This is a genomic window from Paenibacillus sp. FSL M7-1455, assembly GCF_038004655.1.
GTDB classification, from domain to species: Bacteria; Bacillota; Bacilli; order Paenibacillales; family Paenibacillaceae; genus Paenibacillus_AQ; species Paenibacillus_AQ cookii.
In genome coordinates this window covers 18,573-44,019 of sequence record NZ_JBBORO010000002.1, presented here as the reverse complement: position 1 = coordinate 44,019, position 25,447 = coordinate 18,573, and the positions used below count along the sequence as shown (strand labels likewise).

Sequence of the window (25,447 nt, the reverse complement as noted above, 5' to 3'; positions counted from 1 at the left end):
TCAAATGACCAAAGAAATAATCGGAAGTATCGAGTTAAATCGCATCTACCAGATGGATTGTCGAGATGGAATGAAGTTGATTCCTAACGGTAGTGTCGATCTGGTGGTCACAAGTCCGCCTTATAATATCGGCAAAGAATATGAAAAGAAACAACCTCTCGAAGCCTATGTGTACTGGATGATGCAAATAATCGATGAATGTGTCAGGCTCATCAGTGACAATGGGTCCATTGTCTTTCAAGTTGGTAACTATGTTAATGACGGAGCTGTTTATCCATTAGACTGCATTCTATTCCCTGAATTTGCCAAGCGTGGTCTTATACCGAGGAATCGAATTGTATGGACGTTTGGACATGGATTACATTGCACGAAGCGTTTTTCAGGGCGATACGAAACAGCGTTATGGTTCACCAAGACAGACGACTATGTATTTAACCTTGATGCAGTCCGAGTTCCGCAAAAATATCCAAACAAAAAGCACTATAAGGGCGACAGGAAAGGCGAGTTATCAGGAAATCCGTTAGGCAAAAATCCATCTGATGTATGGGAAATATCGAATGTTAAGCACAATCACCCAGAAAAGACGGATCATCCTTGCCAGTTTCCTTTAGATTTTGCCAACCGAATAATTCTTTCTCTTAGCAATGAAGGCGGTGTTGTTTTGGATCCGTTTATGGGGAGCGGAACTACTGCCGTAGGAGCGGTGGCACACCAGCGAAAGTTTATAGGTTTTGAGACAGAGCCTAAATACATCGAGATTGCGAACAAGAGATTAGACAGTATCTTTCACCCTGAAAGTTCAATACCCGAGAAACGATGAGCGCCGAAATCATCCCGTTCCCTTGCGTCCAGAACGAAATCGCCGACGTACTCTACCGACTGGCCGAACGCGCCCAACGCGGAGAAGTCACCGGAATCGTAATCGGGGTCAAGCGCTCGGACGGCGATATCGAAACGCTCGCCAACTGCGCCACCTTTGCGGACCGCACCGATATCATCTCGGCCATTAACGACGCGCGAACCGTTGCGCTAATTGACGCAAACTTTGACGAATAAGGAGGCGATCGAATCCGGCAGCTAATCGGAGCAATCATCGCAATAACCATCGCACTATCGAATGTGCCGCCGCCAGAGCCCGCAAATGAGGCGCCAACTTCTAACGCGGTTAAGGCGCCAAAATCCTCGGAGTCAACAGGCAAGACTCCGAAAGAAACGGCGCAAGAATGGCGCACATTCGAGGCAACGGCGTACGTCGCGCTATGTGACACGGGCTGTATCGGTGTTACGTTTACGGGAATTGACGTAAGCCACACGGTAAATTATCACGGCCGCCGCATTGTTGCGGTAGATCAGTCGGTAATTCCGCTAGGCACCGAGCTAACAATCCGCCTGGCTGACGGAAGCGAAATCGAAGCAATCGCGATGGACACTGGCGGAGCTATTAAGGGCCGCAAGATTGACGTGCTGATGCCGAGCGAGGAGGCCGCGTGGGATTTCGGAAGGCAGGCTGTAAAAGTAAAAATATCAAAGGCCGGGAAGGCCAAATAAGGGAGCGGATTATATGAAAATTCGGATTACTGGCGCGCAAAGAGAAACGTATTGGTACGCGGACAAAATCGGCGAAGTGTTTACTGTAATTCGCGAATCGAGCGGAGGGTATGGCTTCATAGTGGCGTACCGTGAGCCGGGCGATTGCGAGGACGCAGATTACTACGTAAGCATAGAGGATTGCGAAATTGTAACGGACGAACCCGCCGTGGTCACCGTCCTCCCTGACGAATCACTCGGCGGCGTGCTGCGCGAATATCGCGAGGTTAAGCGGAAGGCGGCCGTAGGTGAACGGATTAAGATAACGGCCGATAGAAGCACGATGCTCGGCGAGGATTTCAAAGGCACCGTTCACACCGTCAAATCAGTAGACTGCTCGAACGCTGACACTGACGGAAAATGGTCGGATGGATCTACGCTTAATCCTGATCATGACGATTACGTCGTTCTCGAACCCTCCGATATCCTCGTCATCGACGGCGCCAGATACCGCATGGTCGATCGTGTGGCTGCGGTGGGCGAGCGTGTGATTATTACGAATGCGGAGCTTGGTTACGGGTATAAACAAGGCGGTGTATATGTAATCATGGCGTTAGATTGCGATGACCCGTGTATCTGGCCTGACGGAACGTATATGAGCGAAATTTACTTAGAGCAGCAGGAATACCGCGTACTCGAACCGGTAGAAACCGCAGCCACACCGCAACTCTCCGAACTCCCTGCGTCCGACCAAATCGCAGAGAACATCGCAGCTCTGGCAGCGCGTGTGTCCGGACTTGAGGCGAAAGTGGCCGAGATGATGCGGCCTGTGAATGAACGCGTGAACCCTGCGGAATTGTCGATGAGTAAGAGCGAAGTGGAGGCCGCTATTGAGGTCTTCAGCCAGCCGATTCCTCCGCAGAAGACGGCTCAACAAATCCGCGACGAAATCGTTGAGCGTGCGAAGGCTGACGTTAAGACGTTGCTTGATACGCAGTCTCCTATCGGACACGATATCGAGGCGCTCGACGGCGCTTATATCAACTATCACCCGCACAACCACAGAGTCGAGTTCGTCGTCAACCGCGATAAGCGCACAGTCGTAGCGCTAGTCTGGCATCGACGCACCGACAAATTGAGATTGCGCGGGATCGCGAAATGCGCGCCAGGTGACGTATTCAATGCGCATATTGGCCGGGCTATCGCGTTACGGCGTGCGCTAGGACTCGAAGTTCCGGCGGAATATCTGAGCGTGCCGAATCCGGAAGAGGTTCGGGTTGGTGACGTCGTAGAGATTATCAGCCATGCCGCAAATCCTAGCGGCTTCTATGATATTGGTGACATCGGACGAGTAGTTTGTGTAGACGAAGAGCGCGAATGCGTTACCGTTGAGGGTACAACAACTAAGGAGAGACGACGTAGCCGTAACGGATACCTGCAGATCGTAAACATGCGTAATATTCGCATCATCTCCCGCGAGGAGGTGGCGGCCTGATGAAACGTAAAGTTAACGAGATGATCGCGATGCTAAATGCGTTACCATTAGACGCCGAGATAGACGTAATCAGTGTTTGGTCAAACGGAAAGAAGGTACGTCGATGGTCCGGCCAAGATGAGAATAGCGCATGGCATCCAGCGCCTGAGTTTCGCAAAATGACCGCAATTCTAATTCCGGAGGTGCCCGCTGAATGACGCAGCTTCACAATCTTCCCAACATCGGACTCGTCGGCAAACTCCGCGCAGGCAAGGACGTCGTGGCCGCCTACCTCACGGATAAGTACGGATACACGCGATTCGCTTTCGGAGACGAACTCAAGCGTTATGCTCACGAATTGTTCGGTGAGCCTGCGCCCGGAGCGAAACCGCGCGAACTTTACCAGTGGTTCGGCCAGACGATGCGCGAGCGGGATCCCGAAATTTGGATTCGGAATTGTTTCGGAGCCATATCGCGTAGAGAACGTCAGGTCGATGCCTATTATTCGATGTCGTGGAACGAATGGTCCCGAAGGCCGTTCCGCGCCGTCATCACCGATGTTCGCCAGGCTAACGAATACGACGCACTCAAATCCGCCGGATATACGTTAATCCGCGTCACAGCGCCGGACGCTATCCGCATCGATCGCGCCATTAAATCCGGCGACAAATTCGAGTACACCGACCTCATGCACGGCACCGAAACGGAACTTGACGATTACCCTGCCGACTTTACCGTGGACAATGGCGGCACGTTGGACGAGCTGTATGCGCAGATTGACACGATAATGGAGGCGGTAGCGGAGTGAGAATAGACGAAATGTACGACGAAATCATCCGTGACGCCGTTAACCAGGCGTACGATGCGGGCTATCAACGCGGCTATGAGAGCGGCCATCGTGACGGAAGAATCGAGGTTTACTGCCGCGTTTCGCTTTCGGGATGGAACGCGGTGAATAACGAAAATGATGCGGAGGTAGGCGAGTGATCGATAACCACAATACCTACCAAACAGGGGAACGAAAGGAGACGGTACCCATCCGAAACTATAACGTAACGCCAGAACTCCCTCCGAACGGACTAACAGTGGCCGAACTGTTCTGCGGCGGCGGCCTTATGGCCGTCGGACTCAAAGCGGCCGGCTACGATTTAATCTTTGCGAACGATTTCGACAAGCGAGCCACGCAAGCCTACGCACACAACATCGGAGACCACGTCGTTTGCGGCGACATTACAAGCGCGGAGATTCAATCGCAAATACCGGACGCAGATATAATCGCAGGTGGTCCGCCGTGTCAGGATTACAGCGTTGCCGGATCGGGAGTGGGCGAGGCCGGTGAACGCGGCCGCCTCGTATGGACGTATCTCGATATTATCGCGCGGAAACAGCCGAAAGCGTTCGTATTCGAGAACGTTAAGGGTTTGATTACGAAACGCCACCGCCCGACATTCGACGCGTTACTTGCGGAGTTTGACCGGATCGGTTACGCCGTATCCTGGCGCTTAATCAACGCGTGGGACTACGGAGTCGCGCAGAAAAGAGAGCGCGTGTTTATAGTCGGCATCCGCAAAGATTTAGGGTTTGCGTTTGAGTTTCCGGAGCCGACTGCGGATGAGTACCGAACGCAAGTGCTGCGTGATGTGATTGGGGACTTGCCTGAGCCGAATATGGGAGTTAATGCACACGTTCAAACGCAAGCTACAACAGTCAAACGGACGGAAGGCGTCTACAATCAACGCGCATATAAAGCGGAATGGGACGCGCCAGCTAAGACGGTGTGTACGAATAGATTGGACCACGCGGAGATACACCCAACACAGCCGCGACGCTTCACCGTACGCGAGTGCCTCCGTATCCAATCGGTCCCGGACTGGTACGTACTCCCGGACACAATTTCGTTATCCGCGCAATACAGAATCGTCGGTAACGGCGTCGCATCGCGCGTCGCTTATAGGATCGGGGAAGCACTCGCTTCCCAGCTTTCGGTCGCGCTAGCGGAGCAACTTAACGCAGCGCTGGCGGGGCAGACTAAACACGAACGGAGGGCTGCGTAATGGGAAAAGCGGACCGGAAACGTTGGGACGGAAATGTACGATCTATGGCGATCGTGGCGAAACCACGCGATGAGATAACGGAAGCAGAAATACAATTTTTGCGCGAAAACTACACGTCGGCCGGCGGATTATTGCCGAACGCATACGCGGGCGGTGCATTCTTCACACCGACGCACGTTGCGCGATTTATTGTCGAAGCGTTGCGTGGTCTAAGCGGAGGGATTGCGTCGGGTTCGCGCTGGTTGGAACCGTCATGCGGCAGTGGTGTATTTATCGAACATATTCCGGACGACGCGGAAATCACCGCGCTCGAAATCGACGACCTCAGCGCAAAGGTAACGTCGCTCATCTATCCGCACGCTAACGTTATCCAGGGCGACGCGTTCCTGCATGATCGGCGCGATTACTACGACTTTGTCGTCGGAAATCCTCCGTATGGCGTGACGATTGATGTCGCGGTTGAGGCGCTGCCGGATACGTTCGAGACGCTGAAAGTTACGAAAGGGCGGGCGCGCGGTAAATCGGAATGTGCGTTTATCGAACTCGCGATTAAAGCGGCCAAGCCTGGCGGTTACATTGCGTTTGTGCTTCCGAAAGGGATTGGATTCGGAAATCAGACGGCAAAAATTCGCGAACTAATGAGAGATACGTGTTGGCACGTCGCAAGCATCGAATTGCCTGGGACCACTTTCGCTCTGACTGGGACGACGATTCCTACAGATATTCATATCTTGCGCAAAGTAACGCCTAATGCCGCCAAGGTCTTCGTCAAATATACGCAGCGTGGGCGGGTTGACGTCGTAGAGCAGGCGGAGGAGATGGCCTCAGGGACGTTTTGGTATGCGGGCCAGATGCCGGTATTACAGGCGTCCATTACCGATATAGGCTACGACAAGGACGGAAGATCGACGGATAAATGGGGCGACGGACTTACGCAACTGGACGAGCTACTTGAGGCATTCGAGGATACGTTGATGCGCGAAAATACCGATCCTGTGGCTCCGTTTGACGGCGTAGAGAAGTCCGGCGAACTGGTTCACGCATTCAGCGTTAAAGTTCCGCCGCATGAAGCGTGGCGTACAAAACGCGAAATGATGGCGTACTGGAACGTTCTGACGCTAGGGCGCGGTGAGGATATCGTCTCAGATGGTGGCGTTGATTCCTCGTTCGATTTCGGATGGCAGGATCGGATAGTTAACGAATACTATGCGGAGTTGGACCGAACAGGCAACGGTCTGACTCCCGAAAAGGAGGCGGCTTGATGGAAGGCCGAGAAGTTGAACGCTCGGGGAGCAGTTTACACGGAAACACTAAACCGCACTTGTTCCTGTGCGGAGTAGAGTTTAAACAATGCGGAAAGTGCCGCGAGTGGAAACCGCTAGAAATGTTCCACACAAACAATAAAAATTGGGATAAAAAGAGCAGTACCTGTAAGGAGTGTAAAGCGGAGTGGGCTCGTAATTATCGAGTAAAGAACGCCGCTAAACTACGAGAGGCTAGTAGAGATTGGGCGAAAGCTAATCCGTCACGAATGCGGGCGCTTGTATACGAATGGAGGAAAAGGAATCCTGAATCTGTACGTTCCAGCACATATAGAAGCAGGGAAAATAATCGTGATAAGCATCGAGCAACTAAAGCAGCGTGGCGGAGGGCAAATAAGGACGCGGTAAACCTAAGCGCTGCTAGGAGGAGAGCGCGAAAACAAGGACTTCCAGATACCTTAACCCAAGACGAGAAGGATGGTATTGTCGCCAGATTTTCGGGATGTGCACTTACCGGATCACTGGAATACCATTTTGACCACGTAATACCGCTAAGTACAGGATTCGGAGGTACTACTAAACAGAATGTTATCCCACTACGCCCAGACTTAAATATGTCAAAGAACGACAGGAATATATTCGAATGGTTCCTCGACGTAAGAGAAAGGTTTAACCTAAGTGAAAGTAAATTTGACGAACTAATACACTATTTAGCTGACGTTAACGATATGTCAGTTGACGAATATAAGGGCTACGTTTACTCATGCTTTACTACAACAAAAATTTCGGAGGTGCCGTAATTTGGGAGCTGTGAAGATAGATGTGGGTAAACAGGCGCGAGCCTACGATGTTAAATACGCACTAAACGACGCAGCCGGCGTTAAAGCGCTACTCCGCGATCGCCACCGCATCGCCGAGCGCAGATATTCCGGCGATACCGCAGCCAGCGACATCATCATCGACCTGCACAGCGCCATCGAATCGGCCGGCCTTACGGAGCGCCAGGCGGAGGCCATTGCGTGGGTTTACGGACGGGACCTGACGCAGAAGGTGGCGGCCTCCATTATGGGAATCGCGCAGAAAAACGTGAGCGAAGCGATTGACCGGGCGGCCGAGGCGATTGCCGGCGTGTTCAAACGGTGGGAGTATGGGGAATTGGTCGTGGAATATGCGGAAGATAACGAAATGGCGAAGGAGGCTGCGTAAATGAGCGAAATTAACGTTGTATTATGCGGAGATAGTGCGGAGGTGCTGCGCCAATATCCAGACGCATTCTTTGATAGCGTGGTTTGCGATCCGCCGTACGGGTTGTCGAAAGAGCCGGACATTGCGGAGGTGCTTACGAAATGGATTGCAGGCGAGCCGTACGACCACGGTCACAGCGGATTCATGGGGAAATCGTGGGACTCGTTCGTGCCGCATCCGGATTTATGGCGTGAGGTGTTCCGCGTATTGAAGCCGGGCGGCCATGCGTTAGTATTTGCGGGAACGCGTACGCAGGACTTGATGACGATTGCGCTGCGGCTGGGCGGATTTGAGATACGTGACGTTATCGAGTGGCTTTACTTTAGTGGATTTCCGAAAAGTATGGACGTTGGGAAGGCGTTTGATAAGCGCGAAGGCGTTTGGCGAGGTCGCGCAGGAAAAGTTGTCAGCGATAACGGAAGTATGACCGCACCTAACTACGAGAGGACGCCTAAAGGCGAAGCCGTAGGCGAACTCGCCCGCAAATGGGACGGATGGGGAACCGCACTCAAGCCCGCGCACGAGCCGATTATCGTCGCGCGTAAGCCGCTCGCCGGAACCGTGGCCGAGACGGTCGAGAAGTACGGAACAGGCGCGATTAATATCGACGGTTGCCGGATTGGTCGCGCTGCAGGTGACCGGACGGAATACGGAGTCAGCGGTGACGAAGGGACTCCGCACGCCAATACGTATGGTAAGCGTGAACGCGTCGCATATGTTCCGGATGAAGCCGGACGTTTCCCCGCAAATTGCGTCACAACGGACTCGGACGCTTTCTATTCCCCGTACTTCAACATATCCCCGCGCGAAGTCTGCAAAAAGGCGAGTAAGGCAGATCGTAACGCGGATTGGACGGGAGCTGAAATTAGCCTCGAAAATCGTCCGGCTGGCGGCTTAAAAGGGCGCGCCGACGGCTCATTAGGTAAGCAAACATATAACCGAAATACGCACCCAACTGTCAAACCTATCGATCTCATGGCGTGGCTCGTGCGCCTCGTAACGCCTCCGGGCGGTATTGTTCTCGATCCGTTCGCCGGCAGCGGCAGTACGTTAGTCGCGGCCAAGCGCGAGGGCTTCGGTTATGTCGGAATTGAGCGCGAACCGGAATACGTAGATATCGCAAATGCACGGCTAACCGATGCGAAGGAGGCTGCGTAAATTGAACGATTATAAAGCGGAATTTATCACGCAAGTTAACGAATTGATCGCGGCCGATATCGAAGACAGAACGGAACGCATGGCGGCCGTGCAGGCGCTGACCGACCGTTATATTGAGGCGCACGGGGAGGCGCCGGATGCCGCGCAGATCGAACGGCTGACCGATTATATACTGCGCGAGGAATTGACGTGTACGGACCGGATGAAGACACGAAACGAGGAGTATCCGTTCTTGTCTGAGCGCCAACTTGAACGCAGGCAGGAGCATGAATATTCGGAGGGGCTTGCGGAGACTTACGATACGGACGGCTTTAACCGCGCCAAGCCGGAGCGCCGCCATAGGACTGCGAAAGAGCATCGATTTGTCGATAAGGTGGCTCAGGCAAAGAACCGGAAAAGGAATGCGCAGTATAAGCGCGACACTTCGCCGGGGCCGGTCGTTACGTATAATCTGCGGGATACGGGCGGAGTGCTGGCGGATGAGTTCGTGGAGTGCCGCGGGATAGCGAAAATATTAGTCGGATGATAACGTAAGCAGCTCCGCCGGTGTGACGTTAAAATAGGCGCACAATTTCGCCAGGAGTTCACGGGGATACCGTTCCATCTCATCATTGTACATTTGGCGGACGGATTCGAAACGGTAATCGATGTCTTGCGCCACCTGGCGGATTGAGGCGCCGCGTGCGTCGGCTAGCGCTTTTAAGTTAGAGCGTATGTGCATATGTTTTGCACCTCCTCATAGTGAATATACAATGACTCGAAAAAAGTGTAAAATAGTTGTTGACACTGTAAACGAGTCATGATATATTTGAGTTATAAGAACGACACGGTAAACGAGTCGAAAACGGAGGTTATTAAAATGGAAAAATTCCTAGAAACTCTCAACACAAACGCAAAGGCACGCAAAGTACTCGAAATATTCGAGAATACCGCTAAACAGGAAAATCTTGTAGGTGAAGAGTATCGGGAAGCTCGCAAAACAGCCGTGATGATGGCGATGATGTTTAGTCCTGAAGCTATGAGCGCAATGTCTGACGAGGTATACGAGGCTCTTAACGCATGATTGTAGAAAATCTTGAGCAGTATCAGCCGAGGTTCCGCATATGGTTGCGGAGTCTTGGCGTACTTGATGGGGGCGAAGTAAGTCTCTCCGATTATATGGCGTGGGCTTTTAGTAAGGCTGAGGAGTATAAGAGGCAGGTAGGGGTCATCTTTCTTAACGAAACTGGTCATCAAGAATTTACAGAATGGTTGGAGAATGAATTGTAAAGGAAACGTTTGTTCGCTGACATCTATCTGCCCGCTGCTTTTGGTAATCTATACCTAAAGGGAGGTGAGCGCATTGAGTAAAATAGGCGCGCTAAAGATGTCCGTTGCACTGTTGGAGGCTTCTTACAAAAACCTTGAGGAAGCACACATAAATATGACGGAGATCCGAGACGAAAGGGCAGATCTTCTAAAGGGACAAATGCTCATAATGAAATCAACTATCGACCGTATAAGATACTCGATACCAGAGCCGGACTATGCATCCGAAGGAGATTTCAGCGAGTAAGCAACGCATGCATTCAAAGGGGCGCCAGAAATGGCGTCTTTTTTTGAGAATTTAACAAAAAAGGTATTTACATTTAATTAATTGCATGTTATTATGTATATATAATTCAAAAGGAGGCATCACCAATGGACACAAATACAAATAAACTTTCGTTCACGTTTCAATGCACAAATAATAGCGACCGTTATGTGCTGGTAGGAAATTGTAGAGAATTTATAAGTGAGCACGAAACGCTGGAAGAGGCGCAAAAGGCGGCAAATAAGATCGATGTAGAAAAGTCGAGATGGGGTGCGATTTTCATATTGAGTCCGGGAGAGGTCGGAACCTTTAAATCGCAGCGGCCGATACCCGACGAGCCCGAAGCCATTGACCCTAACGCAAATGCTTGGGATATCCTGATGGGAGACCTTGAGAAGTGAGTGAGCGCCAGTAGCGCAAGGGCCGCGAGCGTTACGAGGTAAGCATAACGGTAAAGGCAAGCGCAAGTACATCGGGTCCTTTGTTAGCCTGGAGGATGCCGTCGCAGCTCGCAAGCAGGCGGAGGAGGAATACTTCGGCCCCCTATATAAAGTTGATCGTCCTGCGTGGGAATACATGCTCTGGGTTAACCAAAAATGGCGCGAATGGAGAAAAATCCAGCAGCTTGGAAGACTCGACCGGATTACAGATGTCCAACATGAACAATTTACACAATGGCTTTTTGAGACAGTACCAGAAGGTCAATTAACCCTATTTTGATCAAGGATAGAGGCATAACCCTGCCTCTGTCCTGATACAAAGGAGAGAATGAAAATGGCTGAAATCAAAGCTGGAACTAAAGTAAAGGTTAGAAAAGATTTAAAGGTGGACGAATTTTACGGCGGATTGCGTTTTCACAATGGAATGAGCAAGTACAGGGGGAAAATTGCTACCGTACAAGGCAAACCCCATTACAACAACAATGCCTATGGAATCGACATTGATTTGGAAGGATATGATTGGACTTCTACGATGTTTGAAATTGTTAAGGCTTAGCCTATCCATACCAGGAGGGATGTAAATCATGTACAAATTTCGTGTTTATATTGACGCCGACGACATGTTTGATGCACAAAAAGCAGTGGATTACTTATGTGATCAATATCAGCTAACACCTAAAGAGATTAGTTTCGAATAAGACTTTTGATTGAATACCAGGGGGGATACAAGATGAATCGTGAAATTAAATTCAGAGGAAAATCAATCGCTACAGGCGAGTGGGTGTACGGAAACTTAATCGGAACTGACGTGATTGTCGGGGGCATCGTTGATTGGGATGATGAATATTTTTGCACGGAATTTTGGTACAAAGTCTATCCCGAAACAGTAGGTCAATACACTGGACTGAAGGATATCGAAGTCGGATACAACGATCGAATGGAGCTATGTTGTGGCAGCTTGCTTTTACATCGAGAGAGGCATTATGCCACGGTCATAGGTAACAAGTTCGGTAACCCATCTCTACTGGAGGCTAAGTAAATGAAAATACCAGACTTATTTGAACGAGTGGATGCGGAAGTTTATGTGAGTAAAGTTAAAAGAGAAATTGTTGTAATCGGAATGCCTGACGAAGATGACGAAACTCATAATTGCGATCATATGGGCTGCTCATCTGTGTCGCATTGCGCGTCCGTATTGTCATCTCCAAGTATGGCGTCGATCAGGCGCTGCTAGTGGATGAGTGCTCACATGATTTTGATGGCGCAGAGCATGGAGGAGAAGCATGAACATCGAAGAGATTAAAAAGTGGATCGAGGAAAACCTGGTCATGCAGGATGAAGCGCGGGCCCTTACCGAGCAGTCCGTATCCGCGTTTAATCAATCGGTGCAATCCGGAAAGATAAAGGCGTTTGTTGAGTTCGGGGAATCGCGCAAGACGCGCCTGTACTTGCGGTCTGAGGTGGAGGAGTATGGGCGGAATAAGCGAGTACGAAAATAATAATAATAATATTCAAAGGGGCGCCAGAAATGGCGTCTTTTGCCAATGTACCGGTATAAAACGTTTGTTCGCTGACAATAACGTGACCCAGCGTTCCAGTATAAATAAGGAAACAAGCCTTTGAAGGAGGACTAAAATAACCATGCAGAATTCAAAGCTGAATGAGATGCTAGAAAAATCCAAACGTCTAAAATCGAGTTTGAAATCGTTCTTTGACGAAATATACGAAATCGAGAACAACTGGACAGACGTCTACGGCCGTAATGCAGACGATCAATACGCAAGGAATCAGCTATACAAAGCCGCTGAGTTGCTGCGCCAGGCTCACGGAGAATTAGACGCACTAACCTCACCGGTAGCTGCAGAAGGGGCACTAATTCGCAATAGTAACGGACGGTTTATGTTGGTTGGTCGCGAATTGTCAAGCGGATATCCCATCGAATACCTCGAAAAGGATGATTTCGATGACACAGAGATTTGGCGGCGCGGTCGAATCGAACATTATGATGGAGATTACCGAATATGGAAACGGCCGGACATACCGCTGGAAGGATTGCGCGTGCGGATCAAAGCGTAGGATAACGATAATATTAGGTGGGTAGGCGCCAGAAATGGCGTCTTTTTGCGTTGAAATCGTATATTTTGCGTCATTTTGTGGCTACGGGATATGAAGCCGCTGGATTCACGCACGATCCGGGTAAACTCCGGACACTTTAAACGAAAAGGAGACGTTGTATATGACAGGCGAAAATAAGCCGTGTGAGTTAAGCGTTAAGATTAACGTAGACATTGCGGAGGCATTGACCGGACTTAAGGCCATCCAAAGAGAAGCGAAGAAAGCTACTCAAGCGTTGCGCGAGTTAGAAGCTGCGCAAAAGGCGGTGGACGAGCGTGGTTGATCAACTATGTGAAGTTTACCGAGGCTTGATACTGAAACAACTCGATATGGGCCGCTTTCTTGGCGGTGACGTGACGCTATTTGACCCAGAAACTCACCGCATATTCGAGATGATCTGCAAACTTATCGGCGCTATTCCTGATGATTACGCCTACGATAGACTTAGTGACTACGTAGACGGCCGTATTGATCTTATCGACGCAGTTGAGGCGATTAAGGCGGTGAACATCGTTGACTAAGGCGTACGTACGAAGAGCAGCACGCATTGCGAGCGACGCCCCGATCGGCACCATGACGCCAGTGAGCGGTCGAATGGCTCGGGATGAAGCCGGCCGAGTTTACGAATATAAATCGATGGAACAAAAAGACGTTGAGCGTCGGCGCAAATATGCCGCACGAGATCAGCGTCATTTTTCGTTTTCGAACATGCACAACATGCGAGAGATTACCGACTCGCTTTCGAATAAGTACTGCGGGTACGTTTTACTGCTGCAACCGTATATTGCGTTCAAATCGGGCCTACTCGTTAAGCCTGGACGCGACGGTAAGCCGCTTAAGACGCAGGACTTTGCCGGCATATGGAACGTGTCCAAACGGACCGCAGCCGTAATCCTGGACGAGCTTGAGGCGCACAGCATCGTATTCGGAACCAACGGGACATATACGCTGAACGATCGCTACCACTTCCGTAAGAAAACAGGAGACGAGGTTGACGCGCTGATTAAAACGTTCTTTTCAACGCTGCGCCGTGTCCGTTTGAATGCGGCTGATCTCGGCGTATTATACAAGTTGCTTCCGTATGTACACCTGGACACGAACGTTATATGCTCGGATCCGTTTGCGGAGAATCCGGAGGACGTGCGCTATCTTAACGAGAAGCAGATTGCGGAGATACTCGGAATGAGTGCGGATAAGACGCGCGCAGCTATGAAGAGATTGCGGAAGGCTGGCGTTACTGGCGAGTGGATAAAAGAATACGACGATCGCGAGATACTTACCGTGCTGAATCCGTACGTATTCTATCGCAAATCGGGCGAGCCTGACGGGACGTTGCGTACACTTTTCGCAGCTCAACGATTTGAGGCCGCTTGATAATTACCAAATATTGGCCTATATACACGACCTTTTTTGCACGAAATGGCCGAAATACAAGACCTTTTTTGCACACTCAAAAACACGGGAAAATCGCTGTTATCCTTTGATTTACGGCGTTTTTCTCTTGTTTTCTCGTTTTTGCGAAACGGATTCCTTCTAATCTATAACCATAAGGAGGCGTTTTATATGACGCAAAAATACGGAATTCAAATTACGGACGCAAACGGTGAGAGCTACGTTTTATTGGCGCAGGGAAAGGACCGTTATCAAACGTTCAGCAGTTACGCAAAGGCAGACGATTATAATTACGAATTTGAGGACGGTCTGCCTGACGGATATACTAGCGCTGTGGTGACGTTGTAAATCGGGGCTTGCGCCCCGTCACTTCCGCCGCCTTCGGCGACGTCGTGAACTATATATGTATTCTACCGCGTCATTTCTTTTAATAAGAGATTTGAACGCAGTCCAAAATATATAGGTCCAGGACGGCGGAGCCGGACTGGTGCAAGGCCGAAGGCCGAAGCAATATCTTCTTGTGATTAATCATGAAGCTTATTCATCGAAGTATTTTCATGAAGGCGATACAGTAACGGAGGGGATTGCGCTAGTATGAACGTTAAAGTGGCGCTAACACCGATTGGATACGAAGAGCACACGTTAAATATTCCGGAAGATGATCCGATTGATTTATCGCAAGTATCTACTGCGGATTTACACCGCGAATTAGCACGCAGGACAGGCGTTAGGGAGATCGTATACGGTCCGGAGGATAACGTCTATATCTGCGACAATGACGGCGTAATTATCGATGATTACGGACCTGTTCGCGTATTGGTTAATGCGGATTAATGATCGGAGGGATTGCGCTAATGAAAGCGACAATTAACGGAGTAGCAGTCGAAGGGACGCCGCAGGAGATTGCGGAGTTGATGCGATTGGTTATGGCGTCGGATGTGCCGATGAAGAATCCGGCAGAACTTGACGAGAGAAGAGCATCCGAGTGCATTCGGCGCGCTATCAGCGATGTTGCGTGGCTGTAATTTAACGCTGCTTGTCCGTCGTGCTTGAACGGGTGAGCGGCGTTTATCATTCGAAAGGAGGGCGAAATGTATGGCGAAAACACTATCGGCATCGCAGATGATTGCGATCGAGTGGCTGTCGATTCCGAACAAAGGCGGGAAGACATACGAGGAGATTGCCGGCATTTGTGGCGTTCATTTGAATACGCTGAAACTATGGCGCAAGGATAAGACGTTCGATGCCGAGTTGAAACGCGCTATTATTCGGAACAATAGCGATAAGTTGCCGGAACTGGTCGAGTCCCTAGCGGAGATAGCTATGCGCGATGCTAACGCGGCAATGGCTAAACTTGCGCTGCAGATTAACGGCATGCTTACGGAGAAGGTCGAGGTAGAAACGAAGGATGGTAATGGGACGGACCTTGCTGCGTTGAAGGAACGGCTCGAAGCGCTCAAGAATGGCGATGGACAGACGAAGGGCTGACGCACTATTATAATAGGTAGGGATTCGGCGGCCAACGTTGTCTGTCGATGTCTATTGGCCGAATTTATCAACAAGACGCTTCCGGCGCGCAGCCTCTCGGAAATTTTCGAAATCGACGACTCAAACGGCCGACGGGCGGTTGGTCGCGGACCAAAACCGACCAAGTACGCATGCATAAACGGTGAATACACGCCTGGCCGCGACTGTATATGGCGATGTATAAACTGCCAGCTACAAAACGTAGAAATCGCGTAGTGATGCGGGTTCTCGGCGTTTATAACTGGAAATGAATATACTATGCATAAAGCGAAAATATACACCGACCAAGAACCGCGGAGTGACGCGGCTTCCGGGGCACGACATATTCATAAAACGCGTATTTTGTGAACATGTCTTTGCATAGTCTGTGCATATCGTAATGGTTACGAATTTATGCGAAACGATGATCTTTCGGCCCTTCGACGAAAAACGAAGCGCGACCCCCAAGGGGGCATCGCGAGGGGGCGTTTTCTGGGAGCAGAACAACCGGCGCACCAAAAATAACGTTTGGACTTCCTATGCCGGAACCATATACGCATACCTGACGCCAAATCTCGCCGTGGATTTAGGCGTTTTTGCATTTCCGGAGTACAAACGGTCATCTTGCGTAATCAATCGCTAATTCCCCGCCAATTTTCAAGTCTACGGAAAGGAGGGCGCGTAACTATCGCCTGGGTAAACGGAAAATGGCTAAAGCGGCCTGAACGCGAAGCTAAAATCAACGAAATAAAGGCGTTGCTGGACGTACTCGACGGCGTAGATGTCGGCGCCCTCTCGCCGGACGACGCTGCGGAAATTGACGCACAGCTCGCGGAATACGAGCGTCTTACGCGAATCCACCGCGCCGAAACGAATTTGATCGAGTTTGCGCTTGAATACTTCTCTGAGGCGCGGAACCCCGGCAATGACGGCAATTGGGACGGCTTCGATATTACGAAGTACGAAGAGGCGCCGGAGTTTCACCGTGAGATATGCGCCCTGATGGACGATGTATCGAACGTGCATACCAACGATAAGGTCGCGGAGGCGGCGCCGCGTTCTCACGCCAAATCAACGTATTTGTCAAAGGCGTTCCCAATCCGCGAAATCTGCTACCGCAAACGCAAGTACGAAATCATAATTTCGGAGACGCCGGCGGTGTCTAGCGCAAACCTCGATTGGATCGCGATGCAGCTCAAGGGTAACGCGAAACTTCGGGAGGATTTCGGACCGTTATTGTCACCAAAGCAGCAAGAGAATCCGAAGGACAACTCGTCCGAATTTATCGCCTGGGAACCGCGCGAAGACGGGACGAAGAAGCTGTTGACGAAGGTTGAAGCGGCATCAACGGGACAAGCGCTGCGGGGCCGGAACTGGAACGGTGTCCGGCCGGACCTTATTATCTGCGACGACCTCGAAGATATAAAGTCGAACGCGGCCACGCCGGAACTCCGCAAAAAGTTAAAGGACTGGTTTTCGCAGACGGTGGTTCCGCTCGGAGATCCGCGCGGGAAGAAAACCGCGTTTATTTACATGGGAACAACGGTCCACCACGAGGCGCTACTCGTTGATGTCCTCTATAACCGATCGGACTTTAAAAGCCGCGTTTACCGCGCCGTTATCGAATGGCCCGAGCGAATGGACTTGTGGGAAGCGTGCCGGCTCGTTTACAAGGACCCAGACCGCCCGAAAGAGGAACGCGTTAAGGATGCGCTCGACCTTTACGAAGCAAATCGCGAAGAAATGGACCGCGGCGCCGTCGTATTGTGGCCGGAAGCGCAGCCGATTTGGAAGTTGATGACGTGGAAATGGGATAACGGTTCGAAGGCGTTTAATACGGAGTACATGAATAATCCGGTCGATGAAGAATCGATGATTTTCAACCCGGAAACGTTCGCATATTGGGACCGTGAGCCCCGCGATTTCCTGAACGGAGAATACGACATTTACATGGGCGTTGACTTTGCGATGGGTAAGACGCGCGGCGACTACTCGGCCGTCGTCGTTATTGCGCGCCACAAGGAAACCGGGACAAAGTATGTTATTGATGCGTTCGGTGAGCGAATCAAGCCGGACGCTTTTTTGCGTGTAATCGTCGAGAAGGCGCTGCGGTACCAGCCGAACGCGATCGCGGCCGAAGCGCAGGCGGCGCAGGAGTTTTTTGTAATGAAACTAAAAGAAGCGCTGCGGACTAATGGCTATCCGTCCCACACACGCGTTAAGGAAATACACCAGCGGTCTAGAAAAGACCTGCGTATAGAAGCGTTGCTCCCGGATATCGAGAGCGGCGCTATTCAATTTTCGCGGAAACACGCGCTGCTGCTTGAGCAATTCGAGATGTATCCGGCCGGATCGCACGATGACTTGCCGGACGCGCTCGAAATGGCCGTAAGCATTGCGAGATCAGGCCGAAAGAAAATCCGTAACAAGCCCGCATGGGCGTACTAAACACGAAGGAGGGACGCAGATTGGCGAAATTATTCGCGCCGGGAGAGCAGTTTCCACCAGAACGCGATATTCCGCGCCTGGCCCGCTATAAACGCGGTCGCATCATATTTGACGGTCGCCACACGGAAATCTACGAGCGCGCCTCGTCGCTGCTGAAAGATACGCCGCACGCCGCGCAATTAAAGACGCTGTTTATCGCGGTCAATCTCATGGATATTCTGCTGACGAAGCCGGCGGACTTGCTCGTAGGCGAGCCGCCAACGTACGAAAGCGGTAAAGGTCCGGGCAGCCGCGAACAGGAGCGCCTCGACTCGATCGTAGAAGAAAACGACATCACGCAGATGATGCACGAGCTCGTTATTGGCGGAGGTTGGCGCGGCGACTCGTTCATCAAAACGTACTATGCCGCGCGTGCTGACGTCAGCGAAACGGTGGCTCTCGGATTGACCGCGCCCGAAACGCCACTTGAGCCGATTATCGAAGCGGTGCCGGCCGATATAGTTTTTCCGGAGCTCGCGAAGGGCTCGCGCAAGAAATTTAAAGCGATGAATATCGCGTGGGTCGAATGGGTCGAGGAGCCGGGCGGAAAAATTATCCGCTGGCTGACCGGTAATCCAGTTTCGGTCGTACCGTACCTAAACGTCGAGAGCCATATTCCCGGTTACATCGTTTACGAGCGGTATAAGCTGGATGAGCGCGGTGTCAATACGGATTGGGGAGTGCCTATCCCGACGTACACGATTGGCGATCAGGTCGCCACTGGCCGCGATGAGGACGTTGTGGCAACGGGAACTGACCGCTTATTGGTGCATCACATTCCGTATAAATCCGTTGACGACAGGTGGGAAGGAATTTCCGGCGTTGAAAAGTTAGAAAGCGTACTGTCCGCGATTAACGAGCGGCTCGCGCAGATTGATTATATCCTCTGGAAACACAGCGACCCGGTTATGTACGGCCCCGACGACGTTGACGATGATAAAACGGAGTTCCGCGCGGGCGGACGCTACATCCCGATCAGTAAGGAAGACCCAACGCCGGGCTACATGACGTGGGAGGGCCAACTTGAATCCGCGTTTAAAGAGCTCGACATCCTGCTCGGTCTCGTTTATCAGATGAGCGAAACGCCGCAGTGGTTGTTTGGGACGACGCTCGCGAACGATAAAGGCGGAACCGGCACGTCACATACGGATTCCGGCGCAATCAAAGCGCGTTTCATGCCGATCCTGGCGAAAGTCAACCGCATCCGGGCGCACGTTGACCGCGCGTTTAGGGACGCCATTTGGACCGCGATGCAGCTCGAAAACTACGCCAATGCCGGCGTTAACGGATTTGAACCGTACGAGCCCGTTTATCCGCGCATCAACTGGCGTGACGGAGTGCCGCAAGACCCGAAAGAGGCCGCAGAAGTGGCGAATATCCGTACCGGCGGCAAGCCGACACAATCCGTTATGGACGCGATCAAAGAACTGGACGGCGTTGATGACGCAATGGCGGCGGAACGGGTAGAGCGGATTGACGCGGACGAGAAGCGCGTAACCGGTACTGTCGACGCTTCGGTGTTTAACGACGTTACCGGAGGCGTTTCGTAATGCGCGACCCAACGTACGACCGCGAAATTGACCGCCTCGTCACTGCGTACAAGGACGCAATCCGCGAAATCCAAGCGGAATTGTTACGCCTTGACCTATCCGCCATATCACGCGCAAATGCCGCCGCCGCTCTCGCGTCTATTGCGAAGATACTGCGCGGATTGAACGAAGAGGCGGCCGCTTGGGTTGACGAAAACGTACCGAAAGCGGCGACCGACGGAATTATCCGCGCGATCATCGATCTTGGCGCGGCCGAAACGGTTGCCGAAGCGGAGAAAATCGTCAAGTTTAACCGCGCTAATCAGGCGCTCACAGCGTCGGCGGTTGCGGACACACAGTCGGATTTACTCGCGGTCACACAAAACGTAGATCGGCGCGTAAAAGCGGCGGTCCGGCAGGCTGCCGCGGAGTCGATGCGCGCGAATATGGCGCGGGGGATTAACGGACGGCGTACGATTAGTGCGGACATTCTGCAGCGGATGAGGAGCACTCTCGGTAGCGCGGTCGAGACCGGAATAATTGACGCGGCTGGGAGGCGGTGGAAGCCGGAAGTCTACGTCGATATGATTGCGCGAACGAAGATGAGCAGTGCGCACCGGGACGCGACGATTAACGAAGCGCTCGGACGCGGAGCTTATTACGGAAGAATATCGAGGCACGGCGCGGCAGATGCGTGTCGGAACTGGGAGGGGCGGATTGTTAAACTCACGCCGGACGCGCCCGGAGATTATCCGTATATCGGCGATTTGCCGCGAAGGGAAATTTTTCATTGTAACTGTAGGCATCAGGTTACGCCGGTGCGCGATCCGAATTTGCTGGCGGACTAGCCTCCCGTCCGAACGTTTATGACGTAAAACTGCAACGGACATATACGATAGCCGACGGGCTTTAAACGGTGGAGGAACGAAGGATGAACGAACTAACTCGCTATAGATATCCGTTAAATCTGCAATTATTCGCGGAGAATGATCCGGAACCAACGCCGGAACCCGCGCCTGAGCCGAAACTCGTGTCGCAAGACGAAGTCGACCGTATTGTGGCGGACAGATTGGCGCGCGAGCGAAAGAAATACGCAGATTACGACGATATCAAAGCGAAATTGGCCGCGCTAGAACAGGCGGAGGAAGAGCGCAAGAAAGCGGAAATGTCCGAAGCCGAGCGCTTGGCCGCCGAGTTGGAAGAGGCGTGCAGGAAAGCGCAAGAGGCGGAGGAAGCGAAGAGCGCCGCGCTAACATCCGCAAACCAACGCCTGATTAACGCAGAGTTTAGGGCGCTGGCCCGTGACGCAAATATTCCGGCGGATCGCTTGGACGCAGCGCTAAAACTGGCGGATTTGAGCGTGGTTACGGTTAGCGAAGATGGTAGCGTCATTGGTGCAAAAGAAGCGGTCGAGGCGTTAGTCGCGGCGCACAGCTATCTCGTGGAAAAATCGCAACCGAAACCGATTGGCGGCGCGAGTGGGGCAGAACCAACGCCGGAAAAGACTAAGGAACAACTGCTCGAAGCCGCGGCAGAAAAAGCGCGTAAGAGCGGTCGTCTCGAAGATCAAGTAGCATATGCGAAATTAAAACGTGAATTGAATCTCTAAGCGAAGACGCTCCGAAAACCGGGCGTCTTTTTCATTTATCAAAAATCTATTAGCTGGAGGTATTTTAATGTCCAAAATTTTGTCTGGTGAACTTGTTGGTAAGCGCGAGTCGGTGCTTGATCAACTCCTACTGCTTAATGCCTATCAAACACCGTTGATCTCGATGCTTGGGTTTGGCACTCCTGTCACGCAAGTCGAACACATCTGGTTCGAAGATTCGATGTTTGCTGACGAGAGTAAGGTGACGACGGCTGCCGCTGTCGATGACACAGAACTCGTAGTGGCTGACACCGAGCCATTCCGCGCGAACCAGGTCGTCAAAGTTGGCGAAGAGTTGATTCTTGTGACTGGTGTAGATACAGTCGCTAAAAAGCTTGCGGTAATGCGTGGGTATGCCGGAACAACTGCGGCAGCTATTGCGGCAAATGCCGTTATTTCGGTTCAGTTTGTAGAGGGCGCAGAGGGCGCAGACGCAAGACAAGGGCGGTTCAAACCACGCGTTAGAAAGTCGAATATTACGCAAATTTTCGACGACACTATTGAGATTTCCGGTACGGCTGCCGCGGTAGCCAATTACGGGATCGACGATTTGTACGAATACGAAAAGGCGAAGAAATTACTCGAACTGGCTTTGCAGGCAGAAAAGGCGTTTATCGGCGGCGTGCGTTATGAGAACGGCGTTGTACGTCAGATGGATGGTGTCCGTAGCTTGATTAAGACGAATGTTACTGACCTAAATGGAGCAGACCTTACGCTCGACGTTATTAACGATTCTCTTCAAGCAATCTATACGAAAGGCGGCTTCAAGAACGGCGGAAATTACGAAATCATTGTTCCTGCTAAACAAAAGCGCGTAGTCGGTAAATTTGCGAATACGCAAGTATCGCTTGATCAAGCTGACAGAAAGCGCGGAACAGTGGTAAGCACCTTGATCACTGACTTCGGTGAATTTAACGTCTCTATTAATGATAATTTGAACGCGGACGAAGTTCTTATCCTAGATAAAAACCGGATCGCACTCAAACCGTTGCAAGGACGTGAGTTCAGCCATGAGTACCTCGGTAAGAAGGGTGACTACTACCAAGGGCAAATCGTTGGTGAGTACACGCTGGAGTTCCTGCAAGAAGCTGCACATGCCCGCATCAAAGGCGCGAAGTAATCGAAAGGAGGACGAGTGAATGGCGGTATTTCAATCGAAGTACCGCGAACTCTCCTTCTACGTCGCCGGCGAAAGGTTCTCGTTTTCGAGCGGAACCTTCTCGACCGATGACGCGGAGGTAATCGCGGTACTTGAAACTATGACGGATGCAAAACGAATTGACGAACCAAAGAAAGCAGCGGAGGAACTGAAAGAGCCGGACGAGCCAAAAGCCGCACCGAAGCCGCGTAAAGCCTCCGGAAAATAAACGGAGGTGTTACGATGGGTCAAAATGTAACGTTGGCAGATACGTATATTAACGCAAACTGTATCGATATCGAGGATTGGACGGATTGTGACGTCGCGAAAAAACAACGAATATTAGTCGTCGCTGAACGTACGCTCCGGAACAAATTCCCGCAGTATAAGATACCGGACGCGGCCGTGTACGAATTTGCGAATGAATTGTCGATCGCATTTAACGAGACAAATCGTTTGCAGCAGCAAGGCGTTGCGGCATTCAGCCTTAATGGCGTCGCTAATTTTACGTTTAAGGATTGGGCAAAGTCAGGCATTTTGGCGTGGATACCGCAGTCGGCGCTCGACATTATCGGTGCAGAAAACGGCGGCGTAAAGATCGGCCTGAAAACGGTAAAGTGGGTGACGATGTAATGTGGATACCGCTAAAACAAACGGTCACAGTCGTTAAGCCATCGTCAACCGACGGTTGGGGCGTCGAAGTTCCCGGGAAAACCACCGTCTTAAAGGCCCGAGTCTCAGAGGAAACGCGCATTGTAAAAAACCGGAACGGAGAAGAGGCCGTATCCAGTATGACGATTTACCTCGACAGGCTGGCGGACGTTACGTACGACGACACAATCCAATACACGAATGAGTTAGGTGTCGAAATCAAACGGAAGCCGATTAGCATACAGCCCAAACGTTGGATTAACGGAAAGGCAGTCCTTACGGAGGTGAACGTCTAATGGAAATTTCGTTGGATATCGACTTTGATCGGTTTATCAGCGCGCTTGAGGACTCGGTAGACGCGGTAATGGACGGGGCAAAGACTGGAATGCATGACGCTTTGGACCGATGGCAGTCGGACGCAGTAAACGTCGCCCCACTTGATAAAGGAACGTTGCGGCGTTCCATAAAGCAGGAGCCTATTTCGATTAAAAACGGCGAAATTGTCGGAGAGATCAGCGCAAACGCGATCGAAATGTCGAAGTCAGGCCGATTTAACTACGCATATTACATCCACGAAGAGAACGCGGGCGGAAGGAAGCTTCGACGCCCCGGCACCGTAAAAAAATTCCTTGAGGTTCCGCTAAGACGGAACCAAGGCAAATACGCCGACATGGTGGAGAAACAGATTGTGGCCGCGTTAAAACGGAGGGGGTTGACGTAATTTGAGCGTTGTAGACGACATGGTGACGATTGAGACGTATATCAAAACGTTATTCCCTGCCGCCATAACCGGCAAACAAAAGATTCCGCTGAAACCGCCTCCTAATTCGTTTTATGTTGTCGTAGACGACGAGAACCGCGTAACTGAGACGCGCTATCACTTTCGCAACGATCGCGTGTATCAAATCGTCCACTTTGCGGAAAGGCCGGACACAGCGTTAGCGAATATGAGCGCGTTTGGTGATGCAGTCTTGCAAACGGAGCTTATTAAATACATCCGCGTGAACGACTGGTCAACTACGCAGCCCTTTGAAACGGAGGATGCGGATTTGTACGCAATCATCGGCGTACTTGACACCAGCGTGAGACAGGCACGGATTCAAAAAGCTTACCCAAAAATCAACAACGTGAATGTAACTCAGATCTAATGAGGGCGTCCAAACGGGCGCTCTTTTCAATTTTAAAGGAGGTCTTTGAATGCCAGGAGCACAATGGGACCCGACGGCCCTGCCTACTCTCCCAGGGATTTACATCAACTTCAAGGAAGCTGCGGCGGCACTAATCACGGGCGGCGCGCGCGGGACCGTAGCAATTCCGTTGCTCAAGTACACGACCAAAGCCGCGGCCAAGACGTTTTACACTGTTTCGACGGAAAAAGAAGCGTCCGACCAATTCGGCCTGTCCAACATCAAGTCGATTCTGCTCGCGCTGCAGGGCGGGGCCAAGGACGTCCTCGTCTATACGATGCCCAGCACGCCAACCGAGCAGGATTACGTAGACATGCGTGCTGCCTTCGATACCCGGCCATTTAATGTTTTCGTGTTCGATTCCGAATACAACGTCGATCAGCAGGCCGCGACCAAGACGTGGGTTAAGAAAAATCGCGAGGAAGGTAAGCATTTTATCGCGGTAATCGGCGGGGACGCGACCACGGACGTTGACCCGACGGCCGGCATCGCAAGATCGACGCTTAACAAAGACGATTATATCGTCAATCTCATCGAAGGCGGCGTTATTAGCGGAGTTTCATACACATCATCCGAGTATGCCGCTTGGGTAGCCGGATTAATCGCAGGCACTCCGATTAACCGGTCGACCACATACGCGGACGTTCCGCTGGATGATGTTTCTAAGCGTTTGACTAGATCGGAAACGGAAGCAGCTCTCGCAGCCGGATGCTTTGTGTTTGAACATAACGGGGAAAAGGTGCGGGTTGTGCAAGGCCTCGTAACTTCCGGCAAGAAGATTCGGGCAATCCGCGCACGGCAGGCGATTAGTACCGATATTGCGAGGACGGCCGCTGATAACTACATCGGTAAGCTCGACAACAATGCGGATGGACAGGCGACACTTATCGTGGCGATTAAAGCGTACCTTGAGACGCTGGAAGCGAGCAATGTGTTGACGAATCCATATGTCGGACTTGATCCGCAGCACGCCAGCGTCGGAGATTCCGTTTTCCTCGCCATCAGCTACATTGAAGTTGATAGCATGGAACGTATTTTCTTTACAATCAATATCTAATTTA

Annotated in this window: 40 protein-coding genes; 39 read left to right on the top strand and 1 reads right to left on the bottom strand. The window is 51.5% G+C overall.

The annotated features are described in order from the left end of the window. Positions 1 to 4: 4 nt before the first annotated feature. The 13 genes from NYE48_RS27950 to NYE48_RS27895 all read left to right on the top strand — a co-directional run bounded on the left by NYE48_RS27950 (position 5) and on the right by NYE48_RS27895 (position 9,246). Positions 5 to 820, top strand: a complete 816-nt coding sequence (locus NYE48_RS27950) for a DNA-methyltransferase (protein WP_341000820.1) — start codon at positions 5 to 7, stop codon at positions 818 to 820. Then, the gene (locus NYE48_RS27945) at positions 817 to 1,056 is read left to right on the top strand and encodes a hypothetical protein (RefSeq protein ID WP_341000819.1); all 240 of its coding nucleotides are present in this window, start codon (positions 817 to 819) and stop codon (positions 1,054 to 1,056) included. The genes NYE48_RS27950 and NYE48_RS27945 overlap by 4 nt, the downstream gene beginning before the upstream one ends. Positions 1,057 to 1,119: 63 nt before the next feature. After that, positions 1,120 to 1,548, top strand: coding sequence for a 3D domain-containing protein (locus tag NYE48_RS28290; RefSeq protein ID WP_445324094.1), 429 nt, complete (start codon positions 1,120 to 1,122; stop codon positions 1,546 to 1,548). A 13-nt stretch (positions 1,549 to 1,561) separates the two neighbouring features. Then, positions 1,562 to 3,022, top strand: a complete 1,461-nt coding sequence (locus NYE48_RS27940; protein WP_341000818.1) for a hypothetical protein — start codon at positions 1,562 to 1,564, stop codon at positions 3,020 to 3,022. Beyond that, the gene (locus tag NYE48_RS27935) at positions 3,022 to 3,219 is read left to right on the top strand and encodes a hypothetical protein (protein ID WP_341000817.1); all 198 of its coding nucleotides are present in this window, start codon (positions 3,022 to 3,024) and stop codon (positions 3,217 to 3,219) included. The genes NYE48_RS27940 and NYE48_RS27935 overlap by 1 nt, the downstream gene beginning before the upstream one ends. Further along, a complete protein-coding gene (locus NYE48_RS27930; protein ID WP_341000816.1) occupies positions 3,216 to 3,809 on the top strand; it encodes an adenylate kinase in 594 nt (197 codons plus the stop codon). The genes NYE48_RS27935 and NYE48_RS27930 overlap by 4 nt, the downstream gene beginning before the upstream one ends. After that, complete coding sequence (locus NYE48_RS27925; RefSeq protein WP_341000815.1) at positions 3,806 to 3,988, top strand: hypothetical protein; 183 nt, start codon at positions 3,806 to 3,808, stop codon at positions 3,986 to 3,988. Before NYE48_RS27930 ends, NYE48_RS27925 begins: the two co-directional genes overlap by 4 nt. Beyond that, the gene (locus NYE48_RS27920) at positions 3,985 to 5,055 is read left to right on the top strand and encodes a DNA cytosine methyltransferase (RefSeq protein ID WP_341000813.1); all 1,071 of its coding nucleotides are present in this window, start codon (positions 3,985 to 3,987) and stop codon (positions 5,053 to 5,055) included. Before NYE48_RS27925 ends, NYE48_RS27920 begins: the two co-directional genes overlap by 4 nt. Next, on the top strand, positions 5,055 to 6,317 hold the full coding sequence (locus tag NYE48_RS27915; RefSeq protein ID WP_341000811.1) for an HsdM family class I SAM-dependent methyltransferase: 1,263 nt from the start codon (positions 5,055 to 5,057) through the stop codon (positions 6,315 to 6,317). Before NYE48_RS27920 ends, NYE48_RS27915 begins: the two co-directional genes overlap by 1 nt. Then, entirely contained in the window at positions 6,317 to 7,117 is an 801-nt protein-coding gene (locus NYE48_RS27910; protein WP_341000809.1) for a hypothetical protein, read from the top strand. The genes NYE48_RS27915 and NYE48_RS27910 overlap by 1 nt, the downstream gene beginning before the upstream one ends. Positions 7,118 to 7,139: 22 nt before the next feature. Then, positions 7,140 to 7,523 (top strand): sigma factor-like helix-turn-helix DNA-binding protein, encoded by a 384-nt coding sequence (locus tag NYE48_RS27905; protein WP_341000807.1) that lies wholly within the window; start codon positions 7,140 to 7,142, stop codon positions 7,521 to 7,523. Next, positions 7,524 to 8,720, top strand: a complete 1,197-nt coding sequence (locus NYE48_RS27900) for a DNA-methyltransferase (protein ID WP_341000805.1) — start codon at positions 7,524 to 7,526, stop codon at positions 8,718 to 8,720. 1 nt (position 8,721) lies between these two features. Beyond that, complete coding sequence (locus tag NYE48_RS27895) at positions 8,722 to 9,246, top strand: hypothetical protein (RefSeq protein WP_341000803.1); 525 nt, start codon at positions 8,722 to 8,724, stop codon at positions 9,244 to 9,246. On the opposite strand, the gene NYE48_RS27890 is transcribed toward NYE48_RS27895, so the two are convergent. Next, complete coding sequence (locus NYE48_RS27890) at positions 9,235 to 9,441, bottom strand: helix-turn-helix domain-containing protein (RefSeq protein WP_341000799.1); 207 nt, start codon at positions 9,439 to 9,441, stop codon at positions 9,235 to 9,237. The two genes, NYE48_RS27895 and NYE48_RS27890, sit on opposite strands and share 12 nt — an antisense overlap. Before the next feature lie 138 nt (positions 9,442 to 9,579). On the opposite strand from NYE48_RS27890, the gene NYE48_RS27885 reads away from it, so the two are divergent. The 26 genes from NYE48_RS27885 to NYE48_RS27760 all read left to right on the top strand — a co-directional run bounded on the left by NYE48_RS27885 (position 9,580) and on the right by NYE48_RS27760 (position 25,443). Continuing rightward, positions 9,580 to 9,783, top strand: a complete 204-nt coding sequence (locus tag NYE48_RS27885) for a hypothetical protein (protein ID WP_341000797.1) — start codon at positions 9,580 to 9,582, stop codon at positions 9,781 to 9,783. Next, a complete protein-coding gene (locus NYE48_RS27880) occupies positions 9,780 to 9,989 on the top strand; it encodes a hypothetical protein (protein WP_341000796.1) in 210 nt (69 codons plus the stop codon). The genes NYE48_RS27885 and NYE48_RS27880 overlap by 4 nt, the downstream gene beginning before the upstream one ends. Positions 9,990 to 10,062: 73 nt before the next feature. Next, the gene (locus NYE48_RS27875; protein ID WP_341000795.1) at positions 10,063 to 10,275 is read left to right on the top strand and encodes a hypothetical protein; all 213 of its coding nucleotides are present in this window, start codon (positions 10,063 to 10,065) and stop codon (positions 10,273 to 10,275) included. 125 nt (positions 10,276 to 10,400) lie between these two features. After that, complete coding sequence (locus NYE48_RS27870; RefSeq protein ID WP_341000794.1) at positions 10,401 to 10,694, top strand: hypothetical protein; 294 nt, start codon at positions 10,401 to 10,403, stop codon at positions 10,692 to 10,694. 373 nt (positions 10,695 to 11,067) lie between these two features. Then, positions 11,068 to 11,289 carry a hypothetical protein gene (locus NYE48_RS27865; protein ID WP_341000793.1) on the top strand — a complete coding sequence of 74 codons (222 nt, stop codon included), beginning with the start codon at positions 11,068 to 11,070 and terminating at the stop codon, positions 11,287 to 11,289. 174 nt (positions 11,290 to 11,463) lie between these two features. After that, positions 11,464 to 11,772 (top strand): hypothetical protein, encoded by a 309-nt coding sequence (locus NYE48_RS27860; protein ID WP_341000792.1) that lies wholly within the window; start codon positions 11,464 to 11,466, stop codon positions 11,770 to 11,772. A 244-nt stretch (positions 11,773 to 12,016) separates the two neighbouring features. After that, positions 12,017 to 12,232 (top strand): hypothetical protein, encoded by a 216-nt coding sequence (locus NYE48_RS27855; RefSeq protein WP_341000791.1) that lies wholly within the window; start codon positions 12,017 to 12,019, stop codon positions 12,230 to 12,232. A gap of 142 nt (positions 12,233 to 12,374) precedes the next feature. After that, a complete protein-coding gene (locus tag NYE48_RS27850) occupies positions 12,375 to 12,809 on the top strand; it encodes a DUF5348 domain-containing protein (protein WP_341000790.1) in 435 nt (144 codons plus the stop codon). A 160-nt stretch (positions 12,810 to 12,969) separates the two neighbouring features. Beyond that, complete coding sequence (locus NYE48_RS27845; protein ID WP_341000789.1) at positions 12,970 to 13,131, top strand: hypothetical protein; 162 nt, start codon at positions 12,970 to 12,972, stop codon at positions 13,129 to 13,131. After that, the gene (locus NYE48_RS27840; RefSeq protein ID WP_341000788.1) at positions 13,124 to 13,369 is read left to right on the top strand and encodes a hypothetical protein; all 246 of its coding nucleotides are present in this window, start codon (positions 13,124 to 13,126) and stop codon (positions 13,367 to 13,369) included. Before NYE48_RS27845 ends, NYE48_RS27840 begins: the two co-directional genes overlap by 8 nt. Next, positions 13,362 to 14,222 carry a hypothetical protein gene (locus tag NYE48_RS27835; RefSeq protein WP_341000787.1) on the top strand — a complete coding sequence of 287 codons (861 nt, stop codon included), beginning with the start codon at positions 13,362 to 13,364 and terminating at the stop codon, positions 14,220 to 14,222. The genes NYE48_RS27840 and NYE48_RS27835 overlap by 8 nt, the downstream gene beginning before the upstream one ends. 189 nt (positions 14,223 to 14,411) lie before the next feature. Continuing rightward, entirely contained in the window at positions 14,412 to 14,588 is a 177-nt protein-coding gene (locus NYE48_RS27830; protein ID WP_341000786.1) for a hypothetical protein, read from the top strand. Positions 14,589 to 14,834: 246 nt separating this feature from the next. Beyond that, on the top strand, positions 14,835 to 15,074 hold the full coding sequence (locus NYE48_RS27825; RefSeq protein ID WP_341000785.1) for a hypothetical protein: 240 nt from the start codon (positions 14,835 to 14,837) through the stop codon (positions 15,072 to 15,074). Positions 15,075 to 15,094: 20 nt separating this feature from the next. Next, entirely contained in the window at positions 15,095 to 15,265 is a 171-nt protein-coding gene (locus NYE48_RS27820; RefSeq protein ID WP_341000783.1) for a hypothetical protein, read from the top strand. A gap of 70 nt (positions 15,266 to 15,335) precedes the next feature. Next, a complete protein-coding gene (locus NYE48_RS27815; protein ID WP_341000781.1) occupies positions 15,336 to 15,728 on the top strand; it encodes a phBC6A51 family helix-turn-helix protein in 393 nt (130 codons plus the stop codon). Between the two features lie 774 nt (positions 15,729 to 16,502). Then, positions 16,503 to 18,194 (top strand): phage terminase large subunit, encoded by a 1,692-nt coding sequence (gene terL / locus NYE48_RS27810; RefSeq protein WP_341000780.1) that lies wholly within the window; start codon positions 16,503 to 16,505, stop codon positions 18,192 to 18,194. A 20-nt stretch (positions 18,195 to 18,214) separates the two neighbouring features. Then, positions 18,215 to 19,783 carry a portal protein gene (locus tag NYE48_RS27805; RefSeq protein WP_341000779.1) on the top strand — a complete coding sequence of 523 codons (1,569 nt, stop codon included), beginning with the start codon at positions 18,215 to 18,217 and terminating at the stop codon, positions 19,781 to 19,783. Continuing rightward, the gene (locus NYE48_RS27800; RefSeq protein WP_341000777.1) at positions 19,783 to 20,610 is read left to right on the top strand and encodes a phage minor capsid protein; all 828 of its coding nucleotides are present in this window, start codon (positions 19,783 to 19,785) and stop codon (positions 20,608 to 20,610) included. Before NYE48_RS27805 ends, NYE48_RS27800 begins: the two co-directional genes overlap by 1 nt. Before the next feature lie 83 nt (positions 20,611 to 20,693). Further along, the gene (locus NYE48_RS27795) at positions 20,694 to 21,371 is read left to right on the top strand and encodes a phage scaffolding protein (protein WP_341000776.1); all 678 of its coding nucleotides are present in this window, start codon (positions 20,694 to 20,696) and stop codon (positions 21,369 to 21,371) included. Positions 21,372 to 21,438: 67 nt separating this feature from the next. Further along, entirely contained in the window at positions 21,439 to 22,530 is a 1,092-nt protein-coding gene (locus tag NYE48_RS27790) for an SU10 major capsid protein (RefSeq protein WP_341000775.1), read from the top strand. A 19-nt stretch (positions 22,531 to 22,549) separates the two neighbouring features. Then, on the top strand, positions 22,550 to 22,777 hold the full coding sequence (locus tag NYE48_RS27785; RefSeq protein WP_341000774.1) for a hypothetical protein: 228 nt from the start codon (positions 22,550 to 22,552) through the stop codon (positions 22,775 to 22,777). Positions 22,778 to 22,791: 14 nt separating this feature from the next. After that, complete coding sequence (locus NYE48_RS27780; RefSeq protein ID WP_341000773.1) at positions 22,792 to 23,181, top strand: hypothetical protein; 390 nt, start codon at positions 22,792 to 22,794, stop codon at positions 23,179 to 23,181. A 158-nt stretch (positions 23,182 to 23,339) separates the two neighbouring features. Then, positions 23,340 to 23,495 (top strand): hypothetical protein, encoded by a 156-nt coding sequence (locus tag NYE48_RS27775; protein WP_341000772.1) that lies wholly within the window; start codon positions 23,340 to 23,342, stop codon positions 23,493 to 23,495. Continuing rightward, positions 23,495 to 23,920: an HK97 gp10 family phage protein gene (locus tag NYE48_RS27770; protein ID WP_341000771.1), complete on the top strand. Its 426-nt coding sequence runs from the start codon at positions 23,495 to 23,497 to the stop codon at positions 23,918 to 23,920. Before NYE48_RS27775 ends, NYE48_RS27770 begins: the two co-directional genes overlap by 1 nt. A 1-nt stretch (position 23,921) precedes the next feature. After that, on the top strand, positions 23,922 to 24,347 hold the full coding sequence (locus tag NYE48_RS27765; RefSeq protein WP_341000770.1) for a hypothetical protein: 426 nt from the start codon (positions 23,922 to 23,924) through the stop codon (positions 24,345 to 24,347). 49 nt (positions 24,348 to 24,396) lie between these two features. Next, entirely contained in the window at positions 24,397 to 25,443 is a 1,047-nt protein-coding gene (locus NYE48_RS27760) for a phage tail sheath subtilisin-like domain-containing protein (RefSeq protein WP_341000769.1), read from the top strand. Positions 25,444 to 25,447: the final 4 nt, after the last annotated feature.

Excerpts from the sequence above, each read along its gene's own strand:
- NYE48_RS27950 (WP_341000820.1), top strand. The coding sequence starts at position 5 with ATGACCAAAGAAATAATCGGAAGTATCGAGTTAAATCGCATCTACCAG.
- NYE48_RS27945 (WP_341000819.1), top strand. The coding sequence starts at position 817 with ATGAGCGCCGAAATCATCCCGTTCCCTTGCGTCCAGAACGAAATCGCC.
- NYE48_RS27940 (WP_341000818.1), top strand. The coding sequence starts at position 1,562 with ATGAAAATTCGGATTACTGGCGCGCAAAGAGAAACGTATTGGTACGCG.
- NYE48_RS27935 (WP_341000817.1), top strand. The coding sequence starts at position 3,022 with ATGAAACGTAAAGTTAACGAGATGATCGCGATGCTAAATGCGTTACCA.
- NYE48_RS27930 (WP_341000816.1), top strand. The coding sequence starts at position 3,216 with ATGACGCAGCTTCACAATCTTCCCAACATCGGACTCGTCGGCAAACTC.
- NYE48_RS27915 (WP_341000811.1), top strand. The coding sequence starts at position 5,055 with ATGGGAAAAGCGGACCGGAAACGTTGGGACGGAAATGTACGATCTATG.
- NYE48_RS27910 (WP_341000809.1), top strand. The coding sequence starts at position 6,317 with ATGGAAGGCCGAGAAGTTGAACGCTCGGGGAGCAGTTTACACGGAAAC.
- NYE48_RS27900 (WP_341000805.1), top strand. The coding sequence starts at position 7,524 with ATGAGCGAAATTAACGTTGTATTATGCGGAGATAGTGCGGAGGTGCTG.
- NYE48_RS27890 (WP_341000799.1), bottom strand. The coding sequence starts at position 9,441 with ATGCACATACGCTCTAACTTAAAAGCGCTAGCCGACGCACGCGGCGCC.
- NYE48_RS27885 (WP_341000797.1), top strand. The coding sequence starts at position 9,580 with ATGGAAAAATTCCTAGAAACTCTCAACACAAACGCAAAGGCACGCAAA.
- NYE48_RS27880 (WP_341000796.1), top strand. The coding sequence starts at position 9,780 with ATGATTGTAGAAAATCTTGAGCAGTATCAGCCGAGGTTCCGCATATGG.
- NYE48_RS27870 (WP_341000794.1), top strand. The coding sequence starts at position 10,401 with ATGGACACAAATACAAATAAACTTTCGTTCACGTTTCAATGCACAAAT.
- NYE48_RS27865 (WP_341000793.1), top strand. The coding sequence starts at position 11,068 with ATGGCTGAAATCAAAGCTGGAACTAAAGTAAAGGTTAGAAAAGATTTA.
- NYE48_RS27860 (WP_341000792.1), top strand. The coding sequence starts at position 11,464 with ATGAATCGTGAAATTAAATTCAGAGGAAAATCAATCGCTACAGGCGAG.
- NYE48_RS27855 (WP_341000791.1), top strand. The coding sequence starts at position 12,017 with ATGAACATCGAAGAGATTAAAAAGTGGATCGAGGAAAACCTGGTCATG.
- NYE48_RS27850 (WP_341000790.1), top strand. The coding sequence starts at position 12,375 with ATGCAGAATTCAAAGCTGAATGAGATGCTAGAAAAATCCAAACGTCTA.
- NYE48_RS27845 (WP_341000789.1), top strand. The coding sequence starts at position 12,970 with ATGACAGGCGAAAATAAGCCGTGTGAGTTAAGCGTTAAGATTAACGTA.
- NYE48_RS27830 (WP_341000786.1), top strand. The coding sequence starts at position 14,412 with ATGACGCAAAAATACGGAATTCAAATTACGGACGCAAACGGTGAGAGC.
- NYE48_RS27825 (WP_341000785.1), top strand. The coding sequence starts at position 14,835 with ATGAACGTTAAAGTGGCGCTAACACCGATTGGATACGAAGAGCACACG.
- NYE48_RS27820 (WP_341000783.1), top strand. The coding sequence starts at position 15,095 with ATGAAAGCGACAATTAACGGAGTAGCAGTCGAAGGGACGCCGCAGGAG.
- NYE48_RS27815 (WP_341000781.1), top strand. The coding sequence starts at position 15,336 with ATGGCGAAAACACTATCGGCATCGCAGATGATTGCGATCGAGTGGCTG.
- NYE48_RS27800 (WP_341000777.1), top strand. The coding sequence starts at position 19,783 with ATGCGCGACCCAACGTACGACCGCGAAATTGACCGCCTCGTCACTGCG.
- NYE48_RS27795 (WP_341000776.1), top strand. The coding sequence starts at position 20,694 with ATGAACGAACTAACTCGCTATAGATATCCGTTAAATCTGCAATTATTC.
- NYE48_RS27790 (WP_341000775.1), top strand. The coding sequence starts at position 21,439 with ATGTCCAAAATTTTGTCTGGTGAACTTGTTGGTAAGCGCGAGTCGGTG.
- NYE48_RS27785 (WP_341000774.1), top strand. The coding sequence starts at position 22,550 with ATGGCGGTATTTCAATCGAAGTACCGCGAACTCTCCTTCTACGTCGCC.
- NYE48_RS27780 (WP_341000773.1), top strand. The coding sequence starts at position 22,792 with ATGGGTCAAAATGTAACGTTGGCAGATACGTATATTAACGCAAACTGT.
- NYE48_RS27775 (WP_341000772.1), top strand. The coding sequence starts at position 23,340 with ATGACGATTTACCTCGACAGGCTGGCGGACGTTACGTACGACGACACA.
- NYE48_RS27770 (WP_341000771.1), top strand. The coding sequence starts at position 23,495 with ATGGAAATTTCGTTGGATATCGACTTTGATCGGTTTATCAGCGCGCTT.
- NYE48_RS27760 (WP_341000769.1), top strand. The coding sequence starts at position 24,397 with ATGCCAGGAGCACAATGGGACCCGACGGCCCTGCCTACTCTCCCAGGG.